This is a genomic window from Oceanobacillus sp. AG (assembly GCF_009746545.1).
Taxonomy (GTDB): Bacteria; Bacillota; Bacilli; order Bacillales; family Amphibacillaceae; genus Oceanobacillus; species Oceanobacillus indicireducens.
In genome coordinates this window covers 62,882-86,010 of the sequence record NZ_WOWT01000018.1, presented here as the reverse complement: position 1 = coordinate 86,010, position 23,129 = coordinate 62,882, and the positions used below count along the sequence as shown (strand labels likewise).

General features: G+C 38.9%; 19 protein-coding genes, 2 pseudogenes and 1 other annotated feature. Of the genes and pseudogenes, 7 read left to right on the top strand and 14 right to left on the bottom strand.

Annotation, left to right across the window (positions count from 1 at the left end):
- Positions 1–120: 120 nt before the first annotated feature.
- The 9 genes and pseudogenes from GN217_RS11140 to GN217_RS11100 form a co-directional block, all read right to left on the bottom strand.
- A pseudogene (locus GN217_RS11140) lies at positions 121–912 on the bottom strand (Gfo/Idh/MocA family oxidoreductase); the annotation flags it as partial.
- 159 nt (positions 913–1,071) lie between these two features.
- Entirely contained in the window at positions 1,072–1,983 is a 912-nt protein-coding gene (locus tag GN217_RS11135) for a PTS system mannose/fructose/sorbose family transporter subunit IID (RefSeq protein WP_156856752.1), read from the bottom strand.
- Between the two features lie 18 nt (positions 1,984–2,001).
- Complete coding sequence (locus tag GN217_RS11130; protein ID WP_305080913.1) at positions 2,002–2,802, bottom strand: PTS mannose/fructose/sorbose transporter subunit IIC; 801 nt, start codon at positions 2,800–2,802, stop codon at positions 2,002–2,004.
- Positions 2,803–2,840: 38 nt separating this feature from the next.
- Complete coding sequence (locus GN217_RS11125) at positions 2,841–3,821, bottom strand: mannose/fructose/sorbose PTS transporter subunit IIA (protein ID WP_156856751.1); 981 nt, start codon at positions 3,819–3,821, stop codon at positions 2,841–2,843.
- 265 nt (positions 3,822–4,086) lie between these two features.
- Positions 4,087–4,878 (bottom strand): annotated as a pseudogene (locus tag GN217_RS11120) (Gfo/Idh/MocA family oxidoreductase); the annotation flags it as partial.
- Positions 4,879–5,037: 159 nt separating this feature from the next.
- On the bottom strand, positions 5,038–5,949 hold the full coding sequence (locus tag GN217_RS11115; RefSeq protein ID WP_156856752.1) for a PTS system mannose/fructose/sorbose family transporter subunit IID: 912 nt from the start codon (positions 5,947–5,949) through the stop codon (positions 5,038–5,040).
- Between the two features lie 18 nt (positions 5,950–5,967).
- Positions 5,968–6,768 carry a PTS mannose/fructose/sorbose transporter subunit IIC gene (locus tag GN217_RS11110; protein ID WP_305080913.1) on the bottom strand — a complete coding sequence of 267 codons (801 nt, stop codon included), beginning with the start codon at positions 6,766–6,768 and terminating at the stop codon, positions 5,968–5,970.
- A 38-nt stretch (positions 6,769–6,806) separates the two neighbouring features.
- Positions 6,807–7,787, bottom strand: a complete 981-nt coding sequence (locus GN217_RS11105) for a mannose/fructose/sorbose PTS transporter subunit IIA (RefSeq protein ID WP_156856751.1) — start codon at positions 7,785–7,787, stop codon at positions 6,807–6,809.
- 373 nt (positions 7,788–8,160) lie between these two features.
- Positions 8,161–8,532, bottom strand: coding sequence for a DUF956 family protein (locus GN217_RS11100; protein WP_156856750.1), 372 nt, complete (start codon positions 8,530–8,532; stop codon positions 8,161–8,163).
- Positions 8,533–8,770: 238 nt separating this feature from the next.
- Here GN217_RS11100 and GN217_RS11095 point away from each other — a divergent pair, with 238 nt between their 5' ends.
- Both GN217_RS11095 and GN217_RS11090 read left to right on the top strand, forming a co-directional pair.
- A complete protein-coding gene (locus GN217_RS11095) occupies positions 8,771–9,544 on the top strand; it encodes a DeoR/GlpR family DNA-binding transcription regulator (RefSeq protein ID WP_156856749.1) in 774 nt (257 codons plus the stop codon).
- A gap of 115 nt (positions 9,545–9,659) precedes the next feature.
- Positions 9,660–10,394 (top strand): glucosamine-6-phosphate deaminase, encoded by a 735-nt coding sequence (locus tag GN217_RS11090; protein WP_156856748.1) that lies wholly within the window; start codon positions 9,660–9,662, stop codon positions 10,392–10,394.
- A 403-nt stretch (positions 10,395–10,797) separates the two neighbouring features.
- Here GN217_RS11090 and GN217_RS11085 read toward each other — a convergent pair whose 3' ends face one another.
- From GN217_RS11085 to tyrS, 3 genes are all read right to left on the bottom strand, one after another.
- A complete protein-coding gene (locus GN217_RS11085) occupies positions 10,798–11,790 on the bottom strand; it encodes a Gfo/Idh/MocA family protein (RefSeq protein WP_156856747.1) in 993 nt (330 codons plus the stop codon).
- 220 nt (positions 11,791–12,010) lie between these two features.
- The gene (locus GN217_RS11080; protein ID WP_156856746.1) at positions 12,011–12,169 is read right to left on the bottom strand and encodes a hypothetical protein; all 159 of its coding nucleotides are present in this window, start codon (positions 12,167–12,169) and stop codon (positions 12,011–12,013) included.
- Between the two features lie 342 nt (positions 12,170–12,511).
- A complete protein-coding gene (gene tyrS / locus GN217_RS11075) occupies positions 12,512–13,786 on the bottom strand; it encodes a tyrosine--tRNA ligase (RefSeq protein ID WP_156856745.1) in 1,275 nt (424 codons plus the stop codon).
- Positions 13,787–13,834: 48 nt separating this feature from the next.
- Positions 13,835–14,044: a binding site (T-box leader), on the bottom strand.
- Between the two features lie 119 nt (positions 14,045–14,163).
- Between tyrS and GN217_RS11070 the strand changes: the two genes are divergently transcribed.
- The 5 genes from GN217_RS11070 to GN217_RS11050 all read left to right on the top strand — a co-directional run bounded on the left by GN217_RS11070 (position 14,164) and on the right by GN217_RS11050 (position 21,456).
- Positions 14,164–17,151 carry a transglycosylase domain-containing protein gene (locus tag GN217_RS11070; RefSeq protein ID WP_156856744.1) on the top strand — a complete coding sequence of 996 codons (2,988 nt, stop codon included), beginning with the start codon at positions 14,164–14,166 and terminating at the stop codon, positions 17,149–17,151.
- Between the two features lie 154 nt (positions 17,152–17,305).
- Positions 17,306–17,956, top strand: a complete 651-nt coding sequence (locus GN217_RS11065; RefSeq protein ID WP_156856743.1) for a GNAT family N-acetyltransferase — start codon at positions 17,306–17,308, stop codon at positions 17,954–17,956.
- A gap of 3 nt (positions 17,957–17,959) precedes the next feature.
- Positions 17,960–18,610, top strand: a complete 651-nt coding sequence (locus GN217_RS11060; protein WP_156856742.1) for an acetoin utilization AcuB family protein — start codon at positions 17,960–17,962, stop codon at positions 18,608–18,610.
- Positions 18,607–19,779, top strand: a complete 1,173-nt coding sequence (locus tag GN217_RS11055) for an acetoin utilization protein AcuC (protein ID WP_156856741.1) — start codon at positions 18,607–18,609, stop codon at positions 19,777–19,779. Before GN217_RS11060 ends, GN217_RS11055 begins: the two co-directional genes overlap by 4 nt.
- 204 nt (positions 19,780–19,983) lie before the next feature.
- Positions 19,984–21,456: a UDP-N-acetylmuramoyl-L-alanyl-D-glutamate--2,6-diaminopimelate ligase gene (locus tag GN217_RS11050; protein WP_156856740.1), complete on the top strand. Its 1,473-nt coding sequence runs from the start codon at positions 19,984–19,986 to the stop codon at positions 21,454–21,456.
- Between the two features lie 58 nt (positions 21,457–21,514).
- On the opposite strand, the gene motS is transcribed toward GN217_RS11050, so the two are convergent.
- Together motS and motP are read right to left on the bottom strand one after the other, a co-directional pair.
- Entirely contained in the window at positions 21,515–22,294 is a 780-nt protein-coding gene (gene motS / locus GN217_RS11045; protein ID WP_156856739.1) for a flagellar motor protein MotS, read from the bottom strand.
- Positions 22,284–23,129, bottom strand: a complete 846-nt coding sequence (motP, locus tag GN217_RS11040) for a flagellar motor protein MotP (RefSeq protein WP_156856738.1) — start codon at positions 23,127–23,129, stop codon at positions 22,284–22,286. The genes motS and motP overlap by 11 nt, the downstream gene beginning before the upstream one ends.

The following is a 23,129-nucleotide window of genomic DNA, read 5'->3' as shown; positions in this document are numbered from 1 at the left end:
GATGCTTTGAATAAAACGAACAAGAAATTCAAAAAGTTAATCAAAAGTCAACTACAGTATTGGTTTGCGGGATTACCTAACTATATCAAGGTATACCTGCCTAGTTTGGGCTGCGAAAGTTGAGTTAGGCATATAAAATAACTTTAAGTGTTCTTCCTGGCGATCTTTAGTTTTTTTCACAAAGCTCCCTTTTTTGCCATAAACGACAAAGCTGGGTCTCTCTTTGATTCTAAAATAACTCGATTTAACAGATACCTTTAAATTACCATAATATAAATCCAAATCAAAGTAATCATTCATTCTTCCTTGTCCTAATAATTGCCTTACATCATAGTGTATATCATCCGGTTTACCGAAATAACTAATAACCTGATCTATTGTATGCGTACCATGCGCATATAAAAATGACTCAACACGATCAAATGAATGGGCAGACTCCGGTATTTCAGGACGATAATAGTCAAAATGCATTTCCACTTCTAGTAAGTCACCTAGTTTTCCTTCTTCAATAACCTTTTGAACGGTTAAAAAGTCGCTATCAAAACGTCTATTTTGATACGGCTGAACAATTAATTCTTTTTCTCTGGCCATTGCAAATATTTCTTTAGCCTGTTCAGAGGTTTCCATAAAAGGTTTTTCAACCAAACAGTGTTTATTATGTTCTAATACTAATTTTGCGTATTCATAATGACTGTCCATTCCTGTACAAATCACAATAAGTTGAATTTCCTTATCATTTAATAGTTCACCTAAATCAGAAATATAATTTACTCCAGGAATCCTATCCCAGCTTTCACGGTTAGGATTTCTTTGATAGATTGTTTTTACTTTTATATTCTCTCTTTGTTGTACAAACGGCAGATGATATCTATTTGTACTTTTCCCATTTCCAATAAACCCTATTGTTAACATAATAAACTCCTTATCTAATTAATATCCTTAGTTAATACTAGTATAATCTTCACAACCCACACGATCAAAAACCTGAACCGTCATGTTAAAAAGCCACCCACCCTTGTAGATAGGACGCCACATTAATCCTACCTTAAGCGTACGGATGATGAGGATTTTTTACATGATACCTAATACGTGGAAGACTACACCTGCAACGAACAATCCTAGAATGATTACAATTGGGTTAACTTTCTTGTTAAGCAACCACATACAGAAAAGCGTTAACAGCAATGGAGCTAAACCAGGAATTAACATATCCAAGTTATCTTGTAAAGTGGTTATTTCGGTCTCACTCAACGAAAGACCAGCAGCCATCTGTTCCAGCGCAGTTTTAATCCCTTCTGCACCTGCAGGTAAATTTGCCCAATCAATATAAGCACCCTCGCTCAGTTTAACTGAAGAAACAATCGGTGTAAATGTTATCGATACCCACCGGTTTACTAATGCACCAAGGATGAACATACCAAGGATGGATGCCCCCTTCGTAATATCCTGAAGCAGGCCACCAGATAAGTCTTCCGTGATTTTAGAACCGGCTTTGTAACCGAGTTCTTGTGTATACCACATGGTTCCCATACGAATGAGGTTCCAGAAAACAAAGTAAATAATTGGACCAAGGGGGTTACCGGTCATAGCTAGTGAAGCCGCCAATGCACCAAGGATTGGCTTAACAGTGAACCAGAAAAGTGGATCCCCTACACCCGCTAATGGTCCCATCATACCTACTTTAACCCCTTGAATTGCAACATCATCAACAGGAGCACCATTTGCACGTTCTTCTTCAAGTGCTAATGTTACACCAAGAATAGGTGAAGCTACATATGGGTGAGTATTAAAAAACTCTAAGTGTCGTTGTAAAGCAGCTGAACGATCCTCCTTAGTTGTATATAATCTCTTGATTGCGGGAATCATCGAATATACCCAGCCACCATTTTGCATACGTTCATAGTTCCAAGATCCTTGAAGAAAAGTTGAACGCCACCAAATAGCAATACGATCTCTTTTAGTTAATCTTATTTCTTGTTCCATTTTATGTCTGCCTCCTTTTTAATAATTATCAATAATATCGCCTAGTGGATCACCAAAGTTGCCGCCGTTTCCGCCGCCAGAATCACCCTTTTTAGAAAGTGCAATATAGATAAGTGCAAGAGACAAGCCGATAACACCAAGACCGATAAGTGTGATTTCCGAAACTGTTGCTAAAACAAAACCAATCGCGAAAAATGGCCATACTTCTCTGGTAGCCATCATGTTAATAACCATTGCATAACCAACCGCTACGACCATTCCACCACCAATTGCTAAACCATCTGTTAGCCAAGATGGCATAGCTTCAAGTAATCCTCTAACCGGACCCGCCCCAATAGCTAATATTAATCCAGCCGGAATAGCAATACGTAATCCTTGTAGTGAGACAGCAATCATTTGCCAAATTTCAATTTTCTGGATATTACCTTCTTCAGCAGCACTATCCATAATGTGTACGATCCCTGTCGTAATTGTCCGGACAATAATTGTCAATAATAAACCTGCAACTGCAAGTGGAACGGCGATAGCGATTGCAGAAGATACCCCGGCTTCACCTTGTCCACTTAAAACTAATATAATTGCAGAAGCTACAGATGCTAGCGCTGCATCCGGTGCGACAGCAGCTCCGATATTTGCCCAACCTAAAGCGATCAATTGCAGGGTACCTCCGAGAATAAGGGCTGGTACTAATTGTCCTGAAACTAAGCCGATGAGCGTACAAGCAATAATTGGTTGATGAAAATGGAATTGGTCTAAAATCCCTTCCATTCCAGCTATAAATGCTATGATCAAAATTAATATTATTTGAATTACATTCAAATCCAAAACCATGATTAATCCTCCTTTACCCCGTATAATTAGGGTCTTTTGTTTAACTCTTCTTGCGCCCGTTTGAGAATTTCGTCCATGTTCTGTTTTGTATCACTTGGGACTTTACGGACATCAAACTTCAAACCAAGTTTTTTCAACTTAGCGAAAGTATCAATATCATCTTGGTTAAATGCCAACGTCCTATTTGGTTGAACTTTACCTGTTGAGTGTGCCATTGAACCTACGTTGATTGTCTCCAATGGAACGCCACCTTCGACTGCTTTAAGCAAGTCTTGTGGAGTTTCAAAAAGAAGTAGCGCACGCTGTCCTCCGAAGTGTTGATCATCTTGTGCAAGCTCAATCATTTTATGGATGGGAACAACATGCGCTTTTACTCCCGGTGGAGCAGCTTCTTGGATCATTTTTTTACGAAGTTCATCCTTCGCAACAACATCAGATACAACGATAATGCGAGTTGGATTTGTCGCTCTTGTCCAAGAAGTTGCGACTTGTCCGTGAAGCAAACGTGTATCGATACGTGCCAAAACATATTCAAATTTACCAGGCGTACCTACATTTGACGATTTAGCAGCAGCTGGTTTTGTTGCTGGTACTTTTGGTTGTAATTTTTCAGGTAATACATTGATGCCTTCCTTCGCTGTATTCAAAATATGTGCAGCAATTTCATGCGATGTATTCATTGACATTCGTGACGCGAATGCTTCAATTAACATCGGCAAGTTCAAACCAGCAACAATTGCCCACGTGTCCTTACGTTCGCGTTCTTCTAACAGGCCGTTTGCTTGATTGAAAGGGGTTCCTCCCCATAGATCAACTAGGAATAATACTTCATCTTGATTGTCAAAAGAGGCGATTGCTTCTTTCATTTTTGCCCTAACATCATCAGGACCTTCACTTGGTGTAAGTACAACAGCCTTCACATTTTCTTGCTCCCCAAAGATCATTTCTCCAGATTGCAAGATACCATTGGCAAAATCACCATGACTTGCAAGAATAATTCCTACCATCTTTTTACCTCCTTTTATAATTTGTTACAGATTAATAATATAAATAACTTTAAAAGTATCTGTAATCACTATTATTAATGCAGAATTTCTAGTAAGTTTATTTCGTAACAATAGATTACTAATAGAATGAACAATCTCTTTTTCATCTTCACAGAATAAAACGAACAAGAAATTCAAAAAGTTAATCAAAAGTCAACTACAGTATTGGTTTGCGGGATTACCTAACTATATCAAGGTATACCTGCCTAGTTTGGGCTGCGAAAGTTGAGTTAGGCATATAAAATAACTTTAAGTGTTCTTCCTGGCGATCTTTAGTTTTTTTCACAAAGCTCCCTTTTTTGCCATAAACGACAAAGCTGGGTCTCTCTTTGATTCTAAAATAACTCGATTTAACAGATACCTTTAAATTACCATAATATAAATCCAAATCAAAGTAATCATTCATTCTTCCTTGTCCTAATAATTGCCTTACATCATAGTGTATATCATCCGGTTTACCGAAATAACTAATAACCTGATCTATTGTATGCGTACCATGCGCATATAAAAATGACTCAACACGATCAAATGAATGGGCAGACTCCGGTATTTCAGGACGATAATAGTCAAAATGCATTTCCACTTCTAGTAAGTCACCTAGTTTTCCTTCTTCAATAACCTTTTGAACGGTTAAAAAGTCGCTATCAAAACGTCTATTTTGATACGGCTGAACAATTAATTCTTTTTCTCTGGCCATTGCAAATATTTCTTTAGCCTGTTCAGAGGTTTCCATAAAAGGTTTTTCAACCAAACAGTGTTTATTATGTTCTAATACTAATTTTGCGTATTCATAATGACTGTCCATTCCTGTACAAATCACAATAAGTTGAATTTCCTTATCATTTAATAGTTCACCTAAATCAGAAATATAATTTACTCCAGGAATCCTATCCCAGCTTTCACGGTTAGGATTTCTTTGATAGATTGTTTTTACTTTTATATTCTCTCTTTGTTGTACAAACGGCAGATGATATCTATTTGTACTTTTCCCATTTCCAATAAACCCTATTGTTAACATAATAAACTCCTTATCTAATTAATATCCTTAGTTAATACTAGTATAATCTTCACAACCCACACGATCAAAAACCTGAACCGTCATGTTAAAAAGCCACCCACCCTTGTAGATAGGACGCCACATTAATCCTACCTTAAGCGTACGGATGATGAGGATTTTTTACATGATACCTAATACGTGGAAGACTACACCTGCAACGAACAATCCTAGAATGATTACAATTGGGTTAACTTTCTTGTTAAGCAACCACATACAGAAAAGCGTTAACAGCAATGGAGCTAAACCAGGAATTAACATATCCAAGTTATCTTGTAAAGTGGTTATTTCGGTCTCACTCAACGAAAGACCAGCAGCCATCTGTTCCAGCGCAGTTTTAATCCCTTCTGCACCTGCAGGTAAATTTGCCCAATCAATATAAGCACCCTCGCTCAGTTTAACTGAAGAAACAATCGGTGTAAATGTTATCGATACCCACCGGTTTACTAATGCACCAAGGATGAACATACCAAGGATGGATGCCCCCTTCGTAATATCCTGAAGCAGGCCACCAGATAAGTCTTCCGTGATTTTAGAACCGGCTTTGTAACCGAGTTCTTGTGTATACCACATGGTTCCCATACGAATGAGGTTCCAGAAAACAAAGTAAATAATTGGACCAAGGGGGTTACCGGTCATAGCTAGTGAAGCCGCCAATGCACCAAGGATTGGCTTAACAGTGAACCAGAAAAGTGGATCCCCTACACCCGCTAATGGTCCCATCATACCTACTTTAACCCCTTGAATTGCAACATCATCAACAGGAGCACCATTTGCACGTTCTTCTTCAAGTGCTAATGTTACACCAAGAATAGGTGAAGCTACATATGGGTGAGTATTAAAAAACTCTAAGTGTCGTTGTAAAGCAGCTGAACGATCCTCCTTAGTTGTATATAATCTCTTGATTGCGGGAATCATCGAATATACCCAGCCACCATTTTGCATACGTTCATAGTTCCAAGATCCTTGAAGAAAAGTTGAACGCCACCAAATAGCAATACGATCTCTTTTAGTTAATCTTATTTCTTGTTCCATTTTATGTCTGCCTCCTTTTTAATAATTATCAATAATATCGCCTAGTGGATCACCAAAGTTGCCGCCGTTTCCGCCGCCAGAATCACCCTTTTTAGAAAGTGCAATATAGATAAGTGCAAGAGACAAGCCGATAACACCAAGACCGATAAGTGTGATTTCCGAAACTGTTGCTAAAACAAAACCAATCGCGAAAAATGGCCATACTTCTCTGGTAGCCATCATGTTAATAACCATTGCATAACCAACCGCTACGACCATTCCACCACCAATTGCTAAACCATCTGTTAGCCAAGATGGCATAGCTTCAAGTAATCCTCTAACCGGACCCGCCCCAATAGCTAATATTAATCCAGCCGGAATAGCAATACGTAATCCTTGTAGTGAGACAGCAATCATTTGCCAAATTTCAATTTTCTGGATATTACCTTCTTCAGCAGCACTATCCATAATGTGTACGATCCCTGTCGTAATTGTCCGGACAATAATTGTCAATAATAAACCTGCAACTGCAAGTGGAACGGCGATAGCGATTGCAGAAGATACCCCGGCTTCACCTTGTCCACTTAAAACTAATATAATTGCAGAAGCTACAGATGCTAGCGCTGCATCCGGTGCGACAGCAGCTCCGATATTTGCCCAACCTAAAGCGATCAATTGCAGGGTACCTCCGAGAATAAGGGCTGGTACTAATTGTCCTGAAACTAAGCCGATGAGCGTACAAGCAATAATTGGTTGATGAAAATGGAATTGGTCTAAAATCCCTTCCATTCCAGCTATAAATGCTATGATCAAAATTAATATTATTTGAATTACATTCAAATCCAAAACCATGATTAATCCTCCTTTACCCCGTATAATTAGGGTCTTTTGTTTAACTCTTCTTGCGCCCGTTTGAGAATTTCGTCCATGTTCTGTTTTGTATCACTTGGGACTTTACGGACATCAAACTTCAAACCAAGTTTTTTCAACTTAGCGAAAGTATCAATATCATCTTGGTTAAATGCCAACGTCCTATTTGGTTGAACTTTACCTGTTGAGTGTGCCATTGAACCTACGTTGATTGTCTCCAATGGAACGCCACCTTCGACTGCTTTAAGCAAGTCTTGTGGAGTTTCAAAAAGAAGTAGCGCACGCTGTCCTCCGAAGTGTTGATCATCTTGTGCAAGCTCAATCATTTTATGGATGGGAACAACATGCGCTTTTACTCCCGGTGGAGCAGCTTCTTGGATCATTTTTTTACGAAGTTCATCCTTCGCAACAACATCAGATACAACGATAATGCGAGTTGGATTTGTCGCTCTTGTCCAAGAAGTTGCGACTTGTCCGTGAAGCAAACGTGTATCGATACGTGCCAAAACATATTCAAATTTACCAGGCGTACCTACATTTGACGATTTAGCAGCAGCTGGTTTTGTTGCTGGTACTTTTGGTTGTAATTTTTCAGGTAATACATTGATGCCTTCCTTCGCTGTATTCAAAATATGTGCAGCAATTTCATGCGATGTATTCATTGACATTCGTGACGCGAATGCTTCAATTAACATCGGCAAGTTCAAACCAGCAACAATTGCCCACGTGTCCTTACGTTCGCGTTCTTCTAACAGGCCGTTTGCTTGATTGAAAGGGGTTCCTCCCCATAGATCAACTAGGAATAATACTTCATCTTGATTGTCAAAAGAGGCGATTGCTTCTTTCATTTTTGCCCTAACATCATCAGGACCTTCACTTGGTGTAAGTACAACAGCCTTCACATTTTCTTGCTCCCCAAAGATCATTTCTCCAGATTGCAAGATACCATTGGCAAAATCACCATGACTTGCAAGAATAATTCCTACCATCTTTTTACCTCCTTTTATAATTTGTTACAGATTAATAATATAAATAACTTTAAAAGTATCTGTAATCACTATTATTAATGCAGAATTTCTAGTAAGTTTATTTCGTAACAATAGATTACTAATAGAATGAACAATCTCTTTTTCATCTTCACAAAAAGTAAGTTTCAATACATGGTACCGTTTTCAGTTTACCGTATTAATATAATTTCTTTAGTAAAATTTGTGGATAAAGGATATTAAAACTGCACTGATTACCACTTCTGCCCGAAAGTCACATTACATTTTACGTATAAAATCCTTTTACTCGCGGATTGCGGATTGATGAATTTCTGTAAGGAATCCCTAACAGAAAGCTGTCATGAACGTGACAGGATTACCTTTTGAAAACACCCTTCAATCCGCGTTTAATAACGTCGAAGAAACTTAATGATTGAACCATGCGATTCGGTTCAACGTATTTACGAACCGCTATGAAAACATCTCGTGGTTTTTTAGAAGAAAATGAAAACGTTCCATTTTTCTTCGTTTGAACAGCAAAACGTGGAATCCATTTCCCTTTAAACATGACTGAAGCAATCACGTAATCAACTTCCTCCCAGGGAATTTGAATAAACTTACTAGGGTCCCTACTATTGTAAAATTCAAAGCCTTTATCTCCAATCATGATTTTACCATACTCCGAAAGACCCAGATGTGAGGTTGCATCGACTACTAAATCGACTTTTGAATTGATTGATCGGACCATTCGACCTACTCCATTTCTTTATTGAATCTAATAATGATAGTATTTTTCCTCTATTCGTTTTCCTCCCTCCTTTTAATTGTAAGGGTTCTCACAACAATATTATACCTAACAAAACAACATAAGTAAACAGTTTTCAGTTCCTCATGTTAAATCTTGTTGTACTTTTTGTGAATAAATGTTACGGTTGTTTTATCCAGATCATTATATATTGCTACCTTTAGTTTTAGGGGGGTTGAGATTGAATCAGGTTAAAAGACGAAAATTAATATTAGAAATGATAAAAGTAAATGGCGAAGTGAGGTCTAAAGAGCTAGCCAAACAATTTGGTGTTTCAACGATGACGATAAGTCGCGATTTAAATGAATTAGAAAAGGAAGGTGAAATTAATCTAATTTATGGAGGGGCAACATATAAGGAAAATAGTATTTTAGAAAAGCCAATGTCTATCAAAGAATTAGCAAATATTAATGAAAAAAAAGCTATCGGCAACTATTGCAATAAAATTATCCCATCTGGTAGTTTGGTTTTCATAGAAACCGGAACAACTACGCTCGCAGCAGCAAAAGAAATATTCCAAAAAAAGAATTGTACATTCTATACAAACTCGTTATTAGTTATGAATTCACTCTCAAATTATGAAGAAATAAATTTGTATTCCGTTCCAGGTAAATACCGTGATCTTTCTCAAGGATTTTTAGGTATTCAAGTTAGTGATTTCATTCAAAATTTTAATTTTGATTATTGTTTAATAGGAGCAGAAGGAATTAGTGTTACGTCGGGAGTTACTCTACTAGATAATAACGATGCCTTTACGAAAAGAGCTGTTATGAAACGTTCGAAATGTAAAATTCTTGTAGCTGATAGTAGTAAATTTGGAAAGGACTATGGTTATAAAATTGGAGACGTACATGATTTTGATTATATTGTTACAGATAACGGAATAGACGAAAAGACTTATCAGGATATAAAAGAAATGACTAAAATTATAGCAGTTAATAAACCTAAGACCTAGCTGGCGGTAGTTAGCTGTTAGAACAGTAAGAGAATGATATAGAAATCTGAAATTCGATTTACAAATTTGCATGTATGCACATTACGGTATATTAAAGACAAGAGGAGAATGCTTTATGAATATTATTAAAGTTAAAGATTATGATGAGTTATCACAAAAGTCTTTCGAGGTCATCAAAGAGACGTTGGAAAATAATGATGAGCCGAGCATTAATACGACAACAGGTGCAAGTTATGATGGAACGTTTGAATTGCTTGTGGAAGCAATTAATAACGATGACCTCAAGATCAATCATTCCATCTTCACTAACTTGGATGAGTATATTTCCGATAGAGATAAAAAGTTTACGGTATATACGTATATGCACAAGAAGTTTTATGATCTAATTAAATCTAAGCCTAAATTTATCGGCCTTATGGATGGAAGCGTCAGCAATATACATAAAGAAATCGATCGTTATAACGAGATCTTGACGAAGTATCCAAGAGATCTACAGATTGTCGGTTTAGGTACAAATGCTCATTTAGCAGCCAACGAACCTGGTACAGATTTTGATTCACGACTTTTCTTAGCTGACAGTGATGAATCAACTATTCAAAGTACAATGAAATATCAAGGTTTAACTCGTGAAGAGGCTCCAACACAAATGTTGACAATGGGGCTTGCGGATATCATGGAAGCAAAACATATTTTAGTTGCTTCATCAGGTGAGAGAAAGGCACAGGCCGTTAAGGATACACTCGAAGGACCTATTACCGAAGATGTCCCAGCTTCTATTTTACAAAAGCATCCTAATGTGACATTCATCATGGATGAAGCTGCTGCATCATTATTAACAAAAAATTATTAATCCTCAGAAGTACAAAGAGTAAATTAAAAGAGGCTGGGACATAACTATTCTAATATGAATTAAATCCGAACAAAACTGCTAACTAGCTCCGGGAATATACGGAGACTCCAGCAGGAGGTCGGCTAAGTACGGTCACGTCCTGTGACCAACGCCGGCACTAGAACCTCCTGTTCGTCGGCCGGCATCGGTGAGACCCCGCAGGGCGGCAGCCCGAGGAGGCTCACCAGCCGCCTGCGGAAAGCGTAGTATATTCCCGGAGCGGTTGTTGATGCTCTTTCTTATCATTTGTTCAGATTTATAACCATGCTAAGAAGTTATGTCCCAGCCTCAATTTTTTGGGCTTTATGACGCGGGATTTAAGTTTGCGATTAACTAACTGATCATTTGATATTTATTATACAAATTATGCTTGTTTATCTACTGCAAACACAATTCCTCCATCTTCTCTAGCCCTCTCATATGTTTTCATGACTGAAAGTGAATGATCCAATAAACCATAGCACTTAACATAGTTTGCTTCTTTGTATATTTGATTAAAGGTTTCGAGCTCATAGTACAACCTGTTTGATAGAGCCTGGTTGTTCAATTTTACTTCCTTATCACCTAAATGAAGTAAAACTTCTGTACAAGAATTCGGATCACCAACGACATGTATAAATCCATTCTCTCCTTGAATCAGGATAAAATTCATACTATTGGTATCCTTACTACCAACACATTGGGCTACAAAACCCGAATATTCCATTGTGACGATACCAGATGTATCAATTCCATTTGAATGTTTATTAGCCATATATTGGACTTTTTCAGGTTGACCAAATAACTTGATAACAAAATGTAAATTATAAATATTAAGATCAGATAAAGCTCCTCCAGAGAATTCCGGGTTAAAGATATTCGGAATTTCCCCCTCTAATAGTTTTAAATATCGACTGGATAACTGACTATAATTACATTGAATGACCTTGATGTCTCCCAGCAGCTTGAGATTTTCCTCAACTATCCTAAAGTTCGGTAAATGAATGTTGGAAATAGCTTCAAATAACATTAAATTATTCTCTTTAGCTAATTCTATAAGCTTCTCCGCCTCACGTACCGTTGAAGTAAACGGTTTTTCACAAATTACATTTTTACCTTGTTGTAATGCCTTGAAAGCTTGTTCAAAATGTAAGCTATTAGGGGAGGCTATATAAACAAAATCGATATCTGGATTGCTATACATTTCTTCTAAATCTGTATATATTTTTTTTACGTTATATTTAGCGGCCAACGATTCTGCCTTCGAAGTCGAATTCGGGCGTGTATACATCGCTATGCAATCCGCACCTTCCACATTATCTAATGCTGATAAGAAGGTATCTACAATCGGGCCTGTTCCAATGGTTCCTATTCTCATTTTATCCCTCCTTGCATTAACTTTTCTATTTCCCATTCTTTTGCCGATTTGGTTTCAGCTTCTACCATTTCTAAACAGTTAATACTTGATGATTTTTCGCACTCACACCAATACAAGCTGTGGTTAACATGGATTAAGCACACCTTTCTGATTTAGTTCTATTTCTAAACCAACACATTTAAAGGATAGTCCTTCCAAATCTCTAGTTAACTCTTTCCTTCTAAGAACCCGTAATTTCAAATAGTCCAGTTTGATGTGCAGATATAACCCATGCTTCCCTCGTTTGTTTACGCACGATAACGTAATCAAACAAATTTGATAGATTTTCTCCACCGCCAATGAGGGTTTCGCTTGATCCATCATTGTGCCTTCTGCTCATTTTTACTTAAAGATATTATATCATGTAATTTTAGCGAACGCAGCTACCGAAAAAATGAACAATCTATGAAAGACTCAGGTCATGGAATGCGGCGAGAGACCCTCTCATTTCTTTTTTAATAGATTGTTGGCGGCTATGAGCAAGAGAGTATGCTTGTCCGTGCACTATCACATGAACTATTGCCATTGTAGGGAATATAGAACGTTTATCATTTTCCTCACTTTTTGATAACCACCAATAGATGACAGACAGAGGTTTTCACTGGGACAAATGCTCTGACCCTCTGTCCCAATTCAGAAAAGAGCTCAACAGGTTTGTTCCTGTTAAGCTCTTTATCAAAGTTTAACTAAAATCAATTAGGGTATATTTCTTTTTCCCGCGGCGGATGATGGTAAATACATCCTCGATACGGTCGTTTGCAGTTATTGTGTATGCGACGTCCTGCTGTCTTTCGCCATTAATGTAGATCGCACCATTTGAAATATCTTCTCTTGCCTGGCGTTTCGATGGGGAAATCTTCGCTTGAACGAGCAAGTCGACTAAACCGATATCTTCTTTATCTAAAGCATGTGTCGGCACATCTTTAAATCCTTGCTCGATTTCCGAGATCGATAATTCCTTAATATTCCCGCTGAATAATGCTTCTGAAATGCGGATTGCCTGCTCGAGCGCTTCCTCACTGTGGACCATTTTTGTCATTTCTTCAGCAAGTCTTCTTTGGGCAACTCGCTTCTCTGGCTGTGTTTCTACTTCTTTCTCTAGCTCTTCAATTTCTTCTTTTGAGAGGAATGTGAAGTACTTCAAGAATTTCACAACGTCGCGATCGTCTGTGTTGATCCAGAACTGGTAAAATTCATATGGAGTCGTTTTTTCCGGATCAAGCCAGATTGCGTTACCAGCAGTTTTTCCGAATTTCGTACCGTCTGCTTTCGTAATTAATGGAACGGTTAAACCGAATACGTTAACTTCCTCTTCTTCCGGATTCTCTCTCGTCCGGCGGATCATTTCCATTCCTGCTGTAATGTTCCCCCACTGATCGCTACCACCAATTTGCAGCTGAACATTCTCTTCTTCATACAATTTCATGTAGTCAATCGACTGAAGCAGCATGTAACTGAATTCCGTGTACGTAATACCTGATTCAATCCGAGAAGAAACAGATTCTTTCGCAAGCATGTAGTTAATGCTGAAATGCTTTCCTGCATCGCGTAATACATCAATAAATGTCATATTGCTTAACCAGTCATGGTTATTCCGAGATACGACAGGGTTCTCCCCTTCCCCGAATTTTACAAGACGACCAATTTGCTCCTGGATACTGTTCGCATAACCCATCACAACATCTGCAGTGTTCAAAGAGCGCTCCGCTGAACGTCCGCTCGGGTCACCAATCATACCCGTACCACCACCAACTAGTGCTATTGGCTTATGTCCAGCTTTCTGGAATCTTTTCAGCATGACAATTGGTACAAGGTGGCCGATATGAAGACTGTCTGCTGTCGGGTCGAACCCGCAATACAATGTAACAGATTGTGTATTTAATAAATCTTCCAAACCTTCCCGGTCCGTGACTTGATTGATTAGTCCCCGCCATTCCAACTCTTCTAAGATATTCATCCTACTATCTCCTTTATAATAAAAATCAAAAAAGCTCGTTCCTTATAAAAAAGGGACGAGCTTATTCACGCGGTACCACCCTTGTTGCACAACTATGCCACTTGGGATTGTTAACGATGTCTCCACCGTTCTTAAGGCTGCTCACCAAAAGAAATGCTCCAGATTGTAATTCGCCTGTAAATATATATTGGCTTGCACCGACCGCCAACTCTCTTTAATAGGGATTTACTAGACTACTGGTTCCTTCTTAGCATAATAAGTTTATTTAAATTATATTATTAACACAAAAATAGTTCCTTAGCAACCTTTTCTGAAAAAGCGTTCATGAAAAAATCGTTATATGGTATAATTATAAACGAGTTTTAGGAGGGTTTCAAATGGATTTTAAAAAAAGCATCCAACAATTTTTCAATAAATTAAAAGAATCCTGGAAAGCAGGAAAAATCCAAAAGACAAGCCGAATTACATATGGTGTGATGTGGAATGTCATTTTATTCTTTCTAATTATTAGCTTTATCGGCATGTTTTTCATTGGAGGAATTGGTGCAGGTTACTTTGCTTCCCTCGTAAAAGATGAAAAAATCCTTGATTATGAAACAATGGCGCAGGAGATTTACGATTATGCCGAAACATCGAGTATGTATTTTGCCAATAACGTCTATTTAGGTGATATCAATGCCGATCTTTATAGGGATGAAACGACACTGGATAATATCGCCCCCGAGCTTATTAGTGCAGTAATCGCCACGGAAGATGAATATTTTAATGAACATCAAGGTGTTGTTCCAAAAGCTATTGTACGGGCTGTTTTACAGGAATTGACAAATGCATCCACCCAAACTGGTGGTAGTACGCTAACACAGCAATTAATTAAGAACCAAATTTTAACGAATGAAGTGTCCTTTGAAAGAAAAGCGAAAGAAATTCTGTTAGCATTAAGATTGGAACGATTCTTTGAAAAAGATGAAATTCTCGAAGCCTACTTAAATATCGTCCCATATGGCCGTGACTCATCAGGAAGAAATATTGCTGGTGTCCAGACAGCGGCTCAGGGAATCTTTGGTCTTGATGCGAAAGATGTGAATCTAGCCCAAGCAGCCTATCTTGCTGGTTTACCGCAAAGTCCATCGGCTTACACTCCGTTCGTCAGCGGTGGTGGCTTAAAGGATGAGGAAGATATTCAGTACGGGCTGAACCGAATGAAGACCGTTTTAAACAGAATGCTTGATATGGAGTACATTACACAAGAAGAATATGATGAAGCAATCAACTACGATCTTGTTGCAGATTTTAAAGAAGATCAAAAGTCACCATTTGAAGAGTACCCGGTCTTGGCAGCACAAATTCAAACCGATGCAAAAGATATTTTGTACAACGTATTTTTAGAAGAAGACGGGATTACAAAAGAAGATTTACAAGAAAACCCGAAACTTAAAGATGAATATAAATCACGTGCGGCTCGTGCTTTGCAAACGAATGGGTATGAAATCCACTCGACGATCGATAAAGAATTGTACGATGTGTTCCAGGAAATCGGAAAAAACTTTGATCAATACGGCAATAACAAGTTCACCGAATATCCAAAAGGATCCGGTGAGATGATTGAACAGGCTGTACAAGGTGCAGCTATCATGATTGAAAACTCTACTGGGCGGATTATTAGTTTATTTGGGAACCGGAACCCAAGTATTGAGAATCATTATAATTATGCAACACAAGCAGTGCGCTCAAATGGAAGTGCGATGAAACCGATTCTTGTATACGGACCAGCGATGGAAGAAGGACTTATCCAGCCGGGAACACCTATTGCCGATGCGTACTTGGCAGTTCCGGATGGCGGTGGAACAAAAGAAATCAAGAATATTGACTTAAGGCATCACGGCTTGTTACCGGCTCGGACGAACTTGGCTAAGTCATATAACATACCAGCCGTAAGAACTTATCTACCAATGATCGACATCAATCCAGTCGATAAATATTTGCGGCCAATGGGAATCAGTACCATAGAGGATGAGGAATATGCCAACGCCTCTCTCCCACTTGGCGGATTGGAGCACGGGATCACGATTGAAGAGAACACGAACGCTTTCTCCACCATTGCCAATGGCGGACAATTTGCCGACGCGTATATGATTGAAAAAATAACGACAAAAGACGGCGATACAGTCTATGAGCATGAAGTGAAAACGAAAGAAGTATTCTCCCCGCAAACGAGTTACTTATTAATTGATATGATGCGGGATGTTATTTCAGACGGAACAGCAACTGGCCTACGTTCCATGCTGAAATACAGTAATGTAGATTGGGCTGGGAAAACGGGAACCTCCCAAAATACGGAGAACGTCCATTTTGTTGCAAGTAATCCGAATATCACCTTTGCAACCTGGATGGGCTACAAAATACCAGATGGCCTGGAACATTTAAACCACAGTAAGAGAAACCTTGCTTTCTGGACTAAATTTATCAATGCTGCAAGTGACATCAACCCAGAACTTGTTGCTCCTGACCGTGCTTTCCAACAACCGGATGGCATTGTCCAAAGAAGCTACTGTGCAATTTCAGGAAAGCTTCCAAGTGAACTATGTGAAAAAGCGGGACTCGTCAAGACCGACTTATTCAATGCGAAGTTTGTTCCGACCGAAGTGGATAATAGTTTAATAACCGGTGATCAAATTATTGTGAATGGGAAAGCTGTTTCACCAGGCCCTGACACTCCTGGAGAATTTACAAAAGGCGGCGGGCTCATGTTTAATCCGGAATTTTTAAAAGAAAAAGGCTACGATAAACTTCCGGATATTACACAACTCATTCCACTGAATGAGGACCGAAGTAAATGGGAAAAAATAGGATTTCCTAATACAAATACAACAACGTATAGTATTAGTGATGACGGAAAAGCACCAGAGCCGCCGACATCGGTCAACACTTCCGGTAACCAGATTACATGGAACGCTTCATCGAGCAATGATATTGTCGGCTATCGTATCTACCGGGCAACAAAAGGAAGCGACAGCTTTTCAAGAGTCGGCAGCACGACATCTACAAGCTTTAAATCAGGAAGCGGAGATGGAATCTATCATATCCGGGCCGTCGACTACTTCGGTCTCGAATCCAAACCTTCTACAGCGGTAACCATTGGTAAAGCCGAGAAAAAGAAAGTGAAAGAGAAGGATCAAGATAAAGATAATAAGAAAGAGGATAAAGGCAAAGAAGAAACCTCTGAAAAAGAATCTAAAGAAGCCGACGAAAAAGATGATAAAAAGAAAGACATAGATGAGGATAATGAAGACAAACAGCAAGATGATAAAGAAAAAGAAAAAGAGAAAGAGAAGAAAAAAGACGACAAAGAAAATAAAGACGAATAGCGCACAACGGAATACACCAACGTCCAATTTTAAATCAGGAGCTAAGCTGCTCCTGATTTTTTCTTTTCTATAAGCCTACATATAAAGTACTAAAAAATATACAGAAAGTATTGTATACTAAATGTAAGCGCATTTATTAATAGGTGGTGAAGCAGTGGAGCATATAAAAACCTTTCATTCAATAACTTACGAAACATCAAGCGGACCACTTACAATCGAGGGTCCCCTCTCAGTAGACGAACTACAAAAGTACAACTTTCACGACAAACTGACTGCATTCCGGCCCGCAAAGAAACAATTTGAAGCCCTTCTTGAAATCGCAACCTTTGAAGAGGCAAGAATTATCGTCGCCCGAACCGAAGAAATGATTATCGGTTATGTAACCTATCTCTACCCCGACCCTCTTGAACGCTGGTCCACTTTTAATATGAAAGAATTAATCGTTTTAGGTGCCATTGAAATTATCCCAGAATATCGCGGAGAACGAGTAGCATCTAACTTATTAAAAGTATCGATGATGGATGATTATATGGAAAATTATATCATAATCTCGACAGAATATTATTGGCACTGGGATCTGGAAGGTACCCAATTAAGCATCTGGGACTACCGGAAAGTCATGGAGAAAATGATGGCTGCAGGCGGGCTTAGCCCGGCTCCCACCGATGATCCGGAAATCATTTCCCATCCGGTCAACACATTAATGGTCCGCATCGGGAAAAATGTCTCGGATGCTGCTGTAGAAGAATTTGATAATTTACGTTTTCTTTCAAGATACAACCAACGAAAAAAAAGTGAGGGATGAATCATGTTAGTAGAAAGCATCATGAACACCGATGTTATTACGCTCCCGCCTACTGCAACAATTGAGGAAGCACTCCGTTTATTAAAAGAAAATAAAATTAGGCACATACCAATTGTTGAAGAAGATACCCGAGTAATCGGAATCGTCTCTGACCGGGATGTCCGTGACGCCATGCCATCAAGTTTTCTTAAGGATGCTGATCGGAAAGAATTACAAAATGAAATCCAAACAATTATGACACAGCCGGTCATCACCGTTCATCCATTAGATTTTGTTGAAGAAATAGCCCGAATTTTTTATGAAAAAGAATTCGCCTGTGTCCCCGTCGTCAAGAATGAACAACTCGTTGGTATGGTAACCGAAAAGCATATGCTGCATACCTTTATTCAGCTAACTGGAACCCATGTACAAAGTTCTCAGATTGAAGTCAAAGTGCCGCACCGGCCAGGCGTCCTTCCCGAAGTAGCTCAAATCATCGGAGATCATAATGTGAATATCGTATCCATTCTTATTTATCCATATGGAGATGATCCCGAGTATAAAGTGCTCGTTTTCCGTGTCCAGACCATGAATCCGATGCCAATTATTCGAGGAATTAGGGAAGCTGGTTTTAAACTGCTTTGGCCGAATAATATTATGGAGCCAAAAATATGAGTGAACAAGTTAAATTTGTATTCTCCGATGACTTTTTAACCTATCATTTTAATCCAGAGCATCCATTTAATCAAAAACGGGTTTTGCTTACAAAGGAATTATTGGAAGCGGTTGATTTATTACAAGACGATGATATTATCCCTCCGAGGAAAGCAACAGAGGAAGAACTGGCACTTTTTCATAATCATGAATACATCGATGCGGTAAAAAAAGCTGGTAAAGATAGACTGACACCAGAACAAGGAGCGGTTTTCGGACTTGGTACAGAGGATACCCCAATGTTTCCTAATATGCATGAAGCATCCAGTTACCTTGTCGGTGGAACACTCACAGCAGTGGATGCTGTATTGTCTGGTACAGCTAACCATGCCTTAAATCTTGGTGGTGGTCTGCACCATGGATTTGAACGGCAAGCATCTGGATTCTGCATATACAATGATGGCGCGATTGCGATTAAATATATACGAGAGAAATACAATTTGAAAGTGTTGTATGTAGATACAGACGCACATCATGGTGACGGCGTCCAGTGGGCTTTTTATGATGATCCTAATGTTTGTACCTTATCGATTCATGAGACAGGACGCTATTTATTTCCAGGAACCGGCGACGTTCGCGAACGCGGTATTAAAGAAGGACATGGATATTCATTTAATTTGCCAATTGACGCATACACTCAAGATGAATCTTTTCTGGAGCTTTATGAAACGGCTTTCAAAGAAATTGTCGATTACTTTAAACCTGATGTTATCCTTACACAAAACGGTGCAGATGCCCACACATTTGACCCACTCACCCATTTATGTGCATCAATGGCAATTTATGAAAGAATTCCACTACTCGCCCATGAGCTTGCCCATGAATATTGTGATGGTAGATGGATTGCTACTGGTGGAGGAGGCTATGATATTTGGCGGGTTGTTCCGCGAGCATGGGCCCAGATTTGGAGTGTGATGAAACAAAACAAGGTAATGGAAGGTGATCTGCCTTCTAGCTGGTTAAATAAATGGCAAAAAGAGTCCCCCGTTCCACTGCCAATTACGTGGCATGACAGTAAAGAGGCTTTCCCGGAAATTCCAAGGAAGCGGGAAATCGAAGAGAAAAATTTAAAACTGCTTGAAGCTATGCTGAAATACGCCACCCTTCATAAGCAAAACTCACAAAGCTAAACTTAAGATCTGCTCCTACTCATCCTTTGCAATTACTGGATAGTTAGGAGCTTTTTTCAATCCATGAATTCATCCATCCTACAATAGACTTTCTTTTTTAGAAGGGATATAATAAAAAAGTAAAGCTTTAAAACTGGAAGTTGAATGAGTTTCACTATATAACAAGTGATTTACCATGTCTTTCTAATTAAGGAGATGAACTGATTGTTACTAAAAGACATTTTGGAAAACATGGATTATGAAGTAATCCAGGGAGATATAAACCAAGAAATTTCAGCTCTTACATATGATTCCCGAGAAAAAAAGGTTGATAGCCTTTTTGTATGTATAAAAGGATTTACTTTGGATGGTCATGACAAAGCACAAGAAGCGGTAGGTAATGGAGCGCGAGCAATTCTAGTAGAAAGAGAGATCCCTATTTCTGACGATATCACCGTAATCAAGGTTGCAGATACAAGAAATGGCATGGCTAAAGCAGCAGTTAACTTTTATAATAAACCAGCTGATTCTTTAAATGTAATCGGAATTACCGGAACAAACGGGAAAACTTCTATCACCCATTTTCTAAAAGCGATCCTAGATCAAGCTGATAAGAAAACCGGAATAATTGGAACGTTAGGCACGCTGATGAATGAAAAAATTATTCCCACGAATAACACAACACCGGAGGCTATCGATCTCCAGCGCTTCTTAAGCGATATGAAAGATTCGGAACATGATTATTGCCTAATGGAAGTTTCTTCCCACTCCCTGCAGTTGAAACGTTCTGCATACACATCATTTAGTACGGGGATTTTTACAAACTTAAGCCCGGATCATCTGGAATTACATAAAACAATGGATGACTATTTTGAAGCGAAAGCCGAATTATTTACAATGACGAATAAATTTAATATCGTCAATGTCGATGATTTTTATGGACAAAAACTAGTCCAACAATTAAACAATCCGGAAGTGAAGACACTCTCCTATGGCATCCATGAAAAAGCTGACTTTTATGCGACAGATATCAATTATTCCTTCGATCAAACAACATTTACAGTCCATACGCCAAATGAATCAGCGCAAATTACGATTCATCTGCCAGGTGAAATATATGTTTCGAATAGCTTAGCCGCTATTGCAGCCGCTTATTGCAATGGAATAAATATGGAAGCAATTCAAAACGGCCTTAACACGGTAAAAAATATTTCAGGCAGACTCGAGACGGTTTATAAGCAAGGGGATTTCCGTGTTGTTGTAGATTTTGCCCATACAGAAGATGCGTTGCAAAAAGCTCTCACGGTACTTCGGCCATTTGTAAGTGGAAGACTTATCCTTGTCTTCGGAGTTTATGCTGACATGAGTGAAAACGGGAGAGATAAACGATATGGCATGGGACGTGTCGCTGCAGAATATGCCGATTTCTCCATTGTCACATTAGATAATCCGAAAAAGCATGACATCAAAACGATTATGAAAGAGACAACTGATGCACTTGAAAGAAATAAAGGCAGTTACATCGCGATAGAAGACCGAGCTGAAGCAATTCGCTGTGCAATAGAAATGAGTCATTCGGATGATTGCATCTTGCTTGCCGGTAAAGGTCATGAAACAACACAAATTATTGGAGATAGAGAAATTCACTTCTCGGAAAAAGAAATTGTCCAAGAAGCAATGCAGACTAAAACATTTTGATGATACATAAAAAAAGCAGAGAGATTTTTTCTTTCTGCTTTTTGCTTATAAAGAAGTATTAGTCAGCTTCATAATCCGTATTTAATATTGTAATTTCCACACGTCGGTTCAAACTCATATTCTCTTCTGAATCATTCGGGACAACTTGTCTTGTGTCACCATAGCCCGCAATTGAAAAACGCGACTCTTCCAAGCCAAATTCGTCAATCAAGTATCTGACTACACTACTTGCTCTTGCGCCGGATAATTCCCAGTTGGAAGGATAACGATAGGTGTTGATTGGCCTTGAGTCTGTATGACCCTCCACCTTGATATCATTCGGCATTTGTGAAAATAAGCTGCCGATTTCCTTAAGGAATGGCTTTCCTTCATCTAAAATAATCGCTTCTCCCATATCGAAAAAGATGCTATCTTGAAGCACAAGCAGGACACCACGTTCAGTAATTGTAGCCGTAATCTCATCATTTAACTCATGCTCATCCAAATATGCTTCAACACTTTCCACAAGCTGATTTAAAGATTCTTCTTCTTGTTGCTTGCTTATGTAGGCATCCCGACTGACATTAACATCAATCGGATCATCTGCTTCATCTTTTCCGCTCTCTTCTACATTATTCCCGTCCTGCGGGTAACTGTTCGGTACAATAGAAGGAAGAAAATCAAGTACTTCACGATTCTGAAATGATTCTGCGACAGCTTCAAATTTAATCTGATCGATTCGAGACATCGAAAATAACAAAATGAAAAAAACAAGGATCAACGTTACCATATCCGAATAAGTGACAAGCCATTTTGCTGCACCTTTTTCCGGTTTTCTTTGTTTACGTTTACGCTTCATTTACCCGATCCTCCACAAATCCGGAACGCGCTGCTTCTTCTTCTTTTTCTTTCATTTCTTCATATTTCCGTTTATCTGTATGGGAAATGAATGCACTTAGCTTCTCTTCCAATATTCGAGGATTTTGTCCAGACTGGACACCGATAATACCTTCGATGATAATTTGTTTCAAGAAAACTTCTTCTTCCGTCTTTGCTTCCAATTTACTTGCCATCGGGATGAATACCAAATTGGCAAGAACGGTACCGTATAAAGTCGTAATAAGAGCTATTGCCATTGCCGGACCTAATGTAGCCGGGTCGGATAGCTGATTTAGCATCAATACGAGCCCTACTAGCGTTCCAATCATCCCCCAAGCCGGAGCATACTCACCCGCCTTTTCAATGATTGTACGGCCTTTATAATGCCGTTCCTCCATTGCTGTGATTTCCGCATCCATTATGTCGGTGATCACTTCTGGTTCAATTCCATCGACTGCAAGCATAATACCCTTTTTGATAAAAGGATCCTCTACTTCGTCCAATTCATTCTCCAGTGCCAAGATTCCTTCTCTTCTAGCACGTTCAGATAAACGAATGAACAGTTCAATCATCTCCGGCAAGCGGTCTTCTGTCTTGACGAAAGACTCCTTAAGTACCGTGCCAGTCAATTTAATCTGTTCCAACTTAAAGTTAATTAATAAAGATCCAATGACACCACCAAGCACGATAAAGATAGAGGGAACGTCAAGGAAAATTACTACTTCCCCCACTCCTCCACTCGTGCTGATGGCGAAGATAATCATCATAAACCCAACTGTAATGCCGATCGGAGTAAGTATGTCTTTTTTTGTCAT

Excerpts from the sequence above, each read along its gene's own strand:
- GN217_RS11135 (WP_156856752.1), bottom strand. The coding sequence starts at position 1,983 with ATGGAACAAGAAATAAGATTAACTAAAAGAGATCGTATTGCTATTTGG.
- GN217_RS11125 (WP_156856751.1), bottom strand. The coding sequence starts at position 3,821 with ATGGTAGGAATTATTCTTGCAAGTCATGGTGATTTTGCCAATGGTATC.
- GN217_RS11115 (WP_156856752.1), bottom strand. The coding sequence starts at position 5,949 with ATGGAACAAGAAATAAGATTAACTAAAAGAGATCGTATTGCTATTTGG.
- GN217_RS11105 (WP_156856751.1), bottom strand. The coding sequence starts at position 7,787 with ATGGTAGGAATTATTCTTGCAAGTCATGGTGATTTTGCCAATGGTATC.
- GN217_RS11100 (WP_156856750.1), bottom strand. The coding sequence starts at position 8,532 with ATGGTCCGATCAATCAATTCAAAAGTCGATTTAGTAGTCGATGCAACC.
- GN217_RS11090 (WP_156856748.1), top strand. The coding sequence starts at position 9,660 with ATGAATATTATTAAAGTTAAAGATTATGATGAGTTATCACAAAAGTCT.
- GN217_RS11085 (WP_156856747.1), bottom strand. The coding sequence starts at position 11,790 with ATGAGAATAGGAACCATTGGAACAGGCCCGATTGTAGATACCTTCTTA.
- GN217_RS11080 (WP_156856746.1), bottom strand. The coding sequence starts at position 12,169 with ATGAGCAGAAGGCACAATGATGGATCAAGCGAAACCCTCATTGGCGGT.
- tyrS (WP_156856745.1), bottom strand. The coding sequence starts at position 13,786 with ATGAATATCTTAGAAGAGTTGGAATGGCGGGGACTAATCAATCAAGTC.
- GN217_RS11070 (WP_156856744.1), top strand. The coding sequence starts at position 14,164 with ATGGATTTTAAAAAAAGCATCCAACAATTTTTCAATAAATTAAAAGAA.
- GN217_RS11060 (WP_156856742.1), top strand. The coding sequence starts at position 17,960 with ATGTTAGTAGAAAGCATCATGAACACCGATGTTATTACGCTCCCGCCT.
- GN217_RS11055 (WP_156856741.1), top strand. The coding sequence starts at position 18,607 with ATGAGTGAACAAGTTAAATTTGTATTCTCCGATGACTTTTTAACCTAT.
- motS (WP_156856739.1), bottom strand. The coding sequence starts at position 22,294 with ATGAAGCGTAAACGTAAACAAAGAAAACCGGAAAAAGGTGCAGCAAAA.
- motP (WP_156856738.1), bottom strand. The coding sequence starts at position 23,129 with ATGACAAAAAAAGACATACTTACTCCGATCGGCATTACAGTTGGGTTT.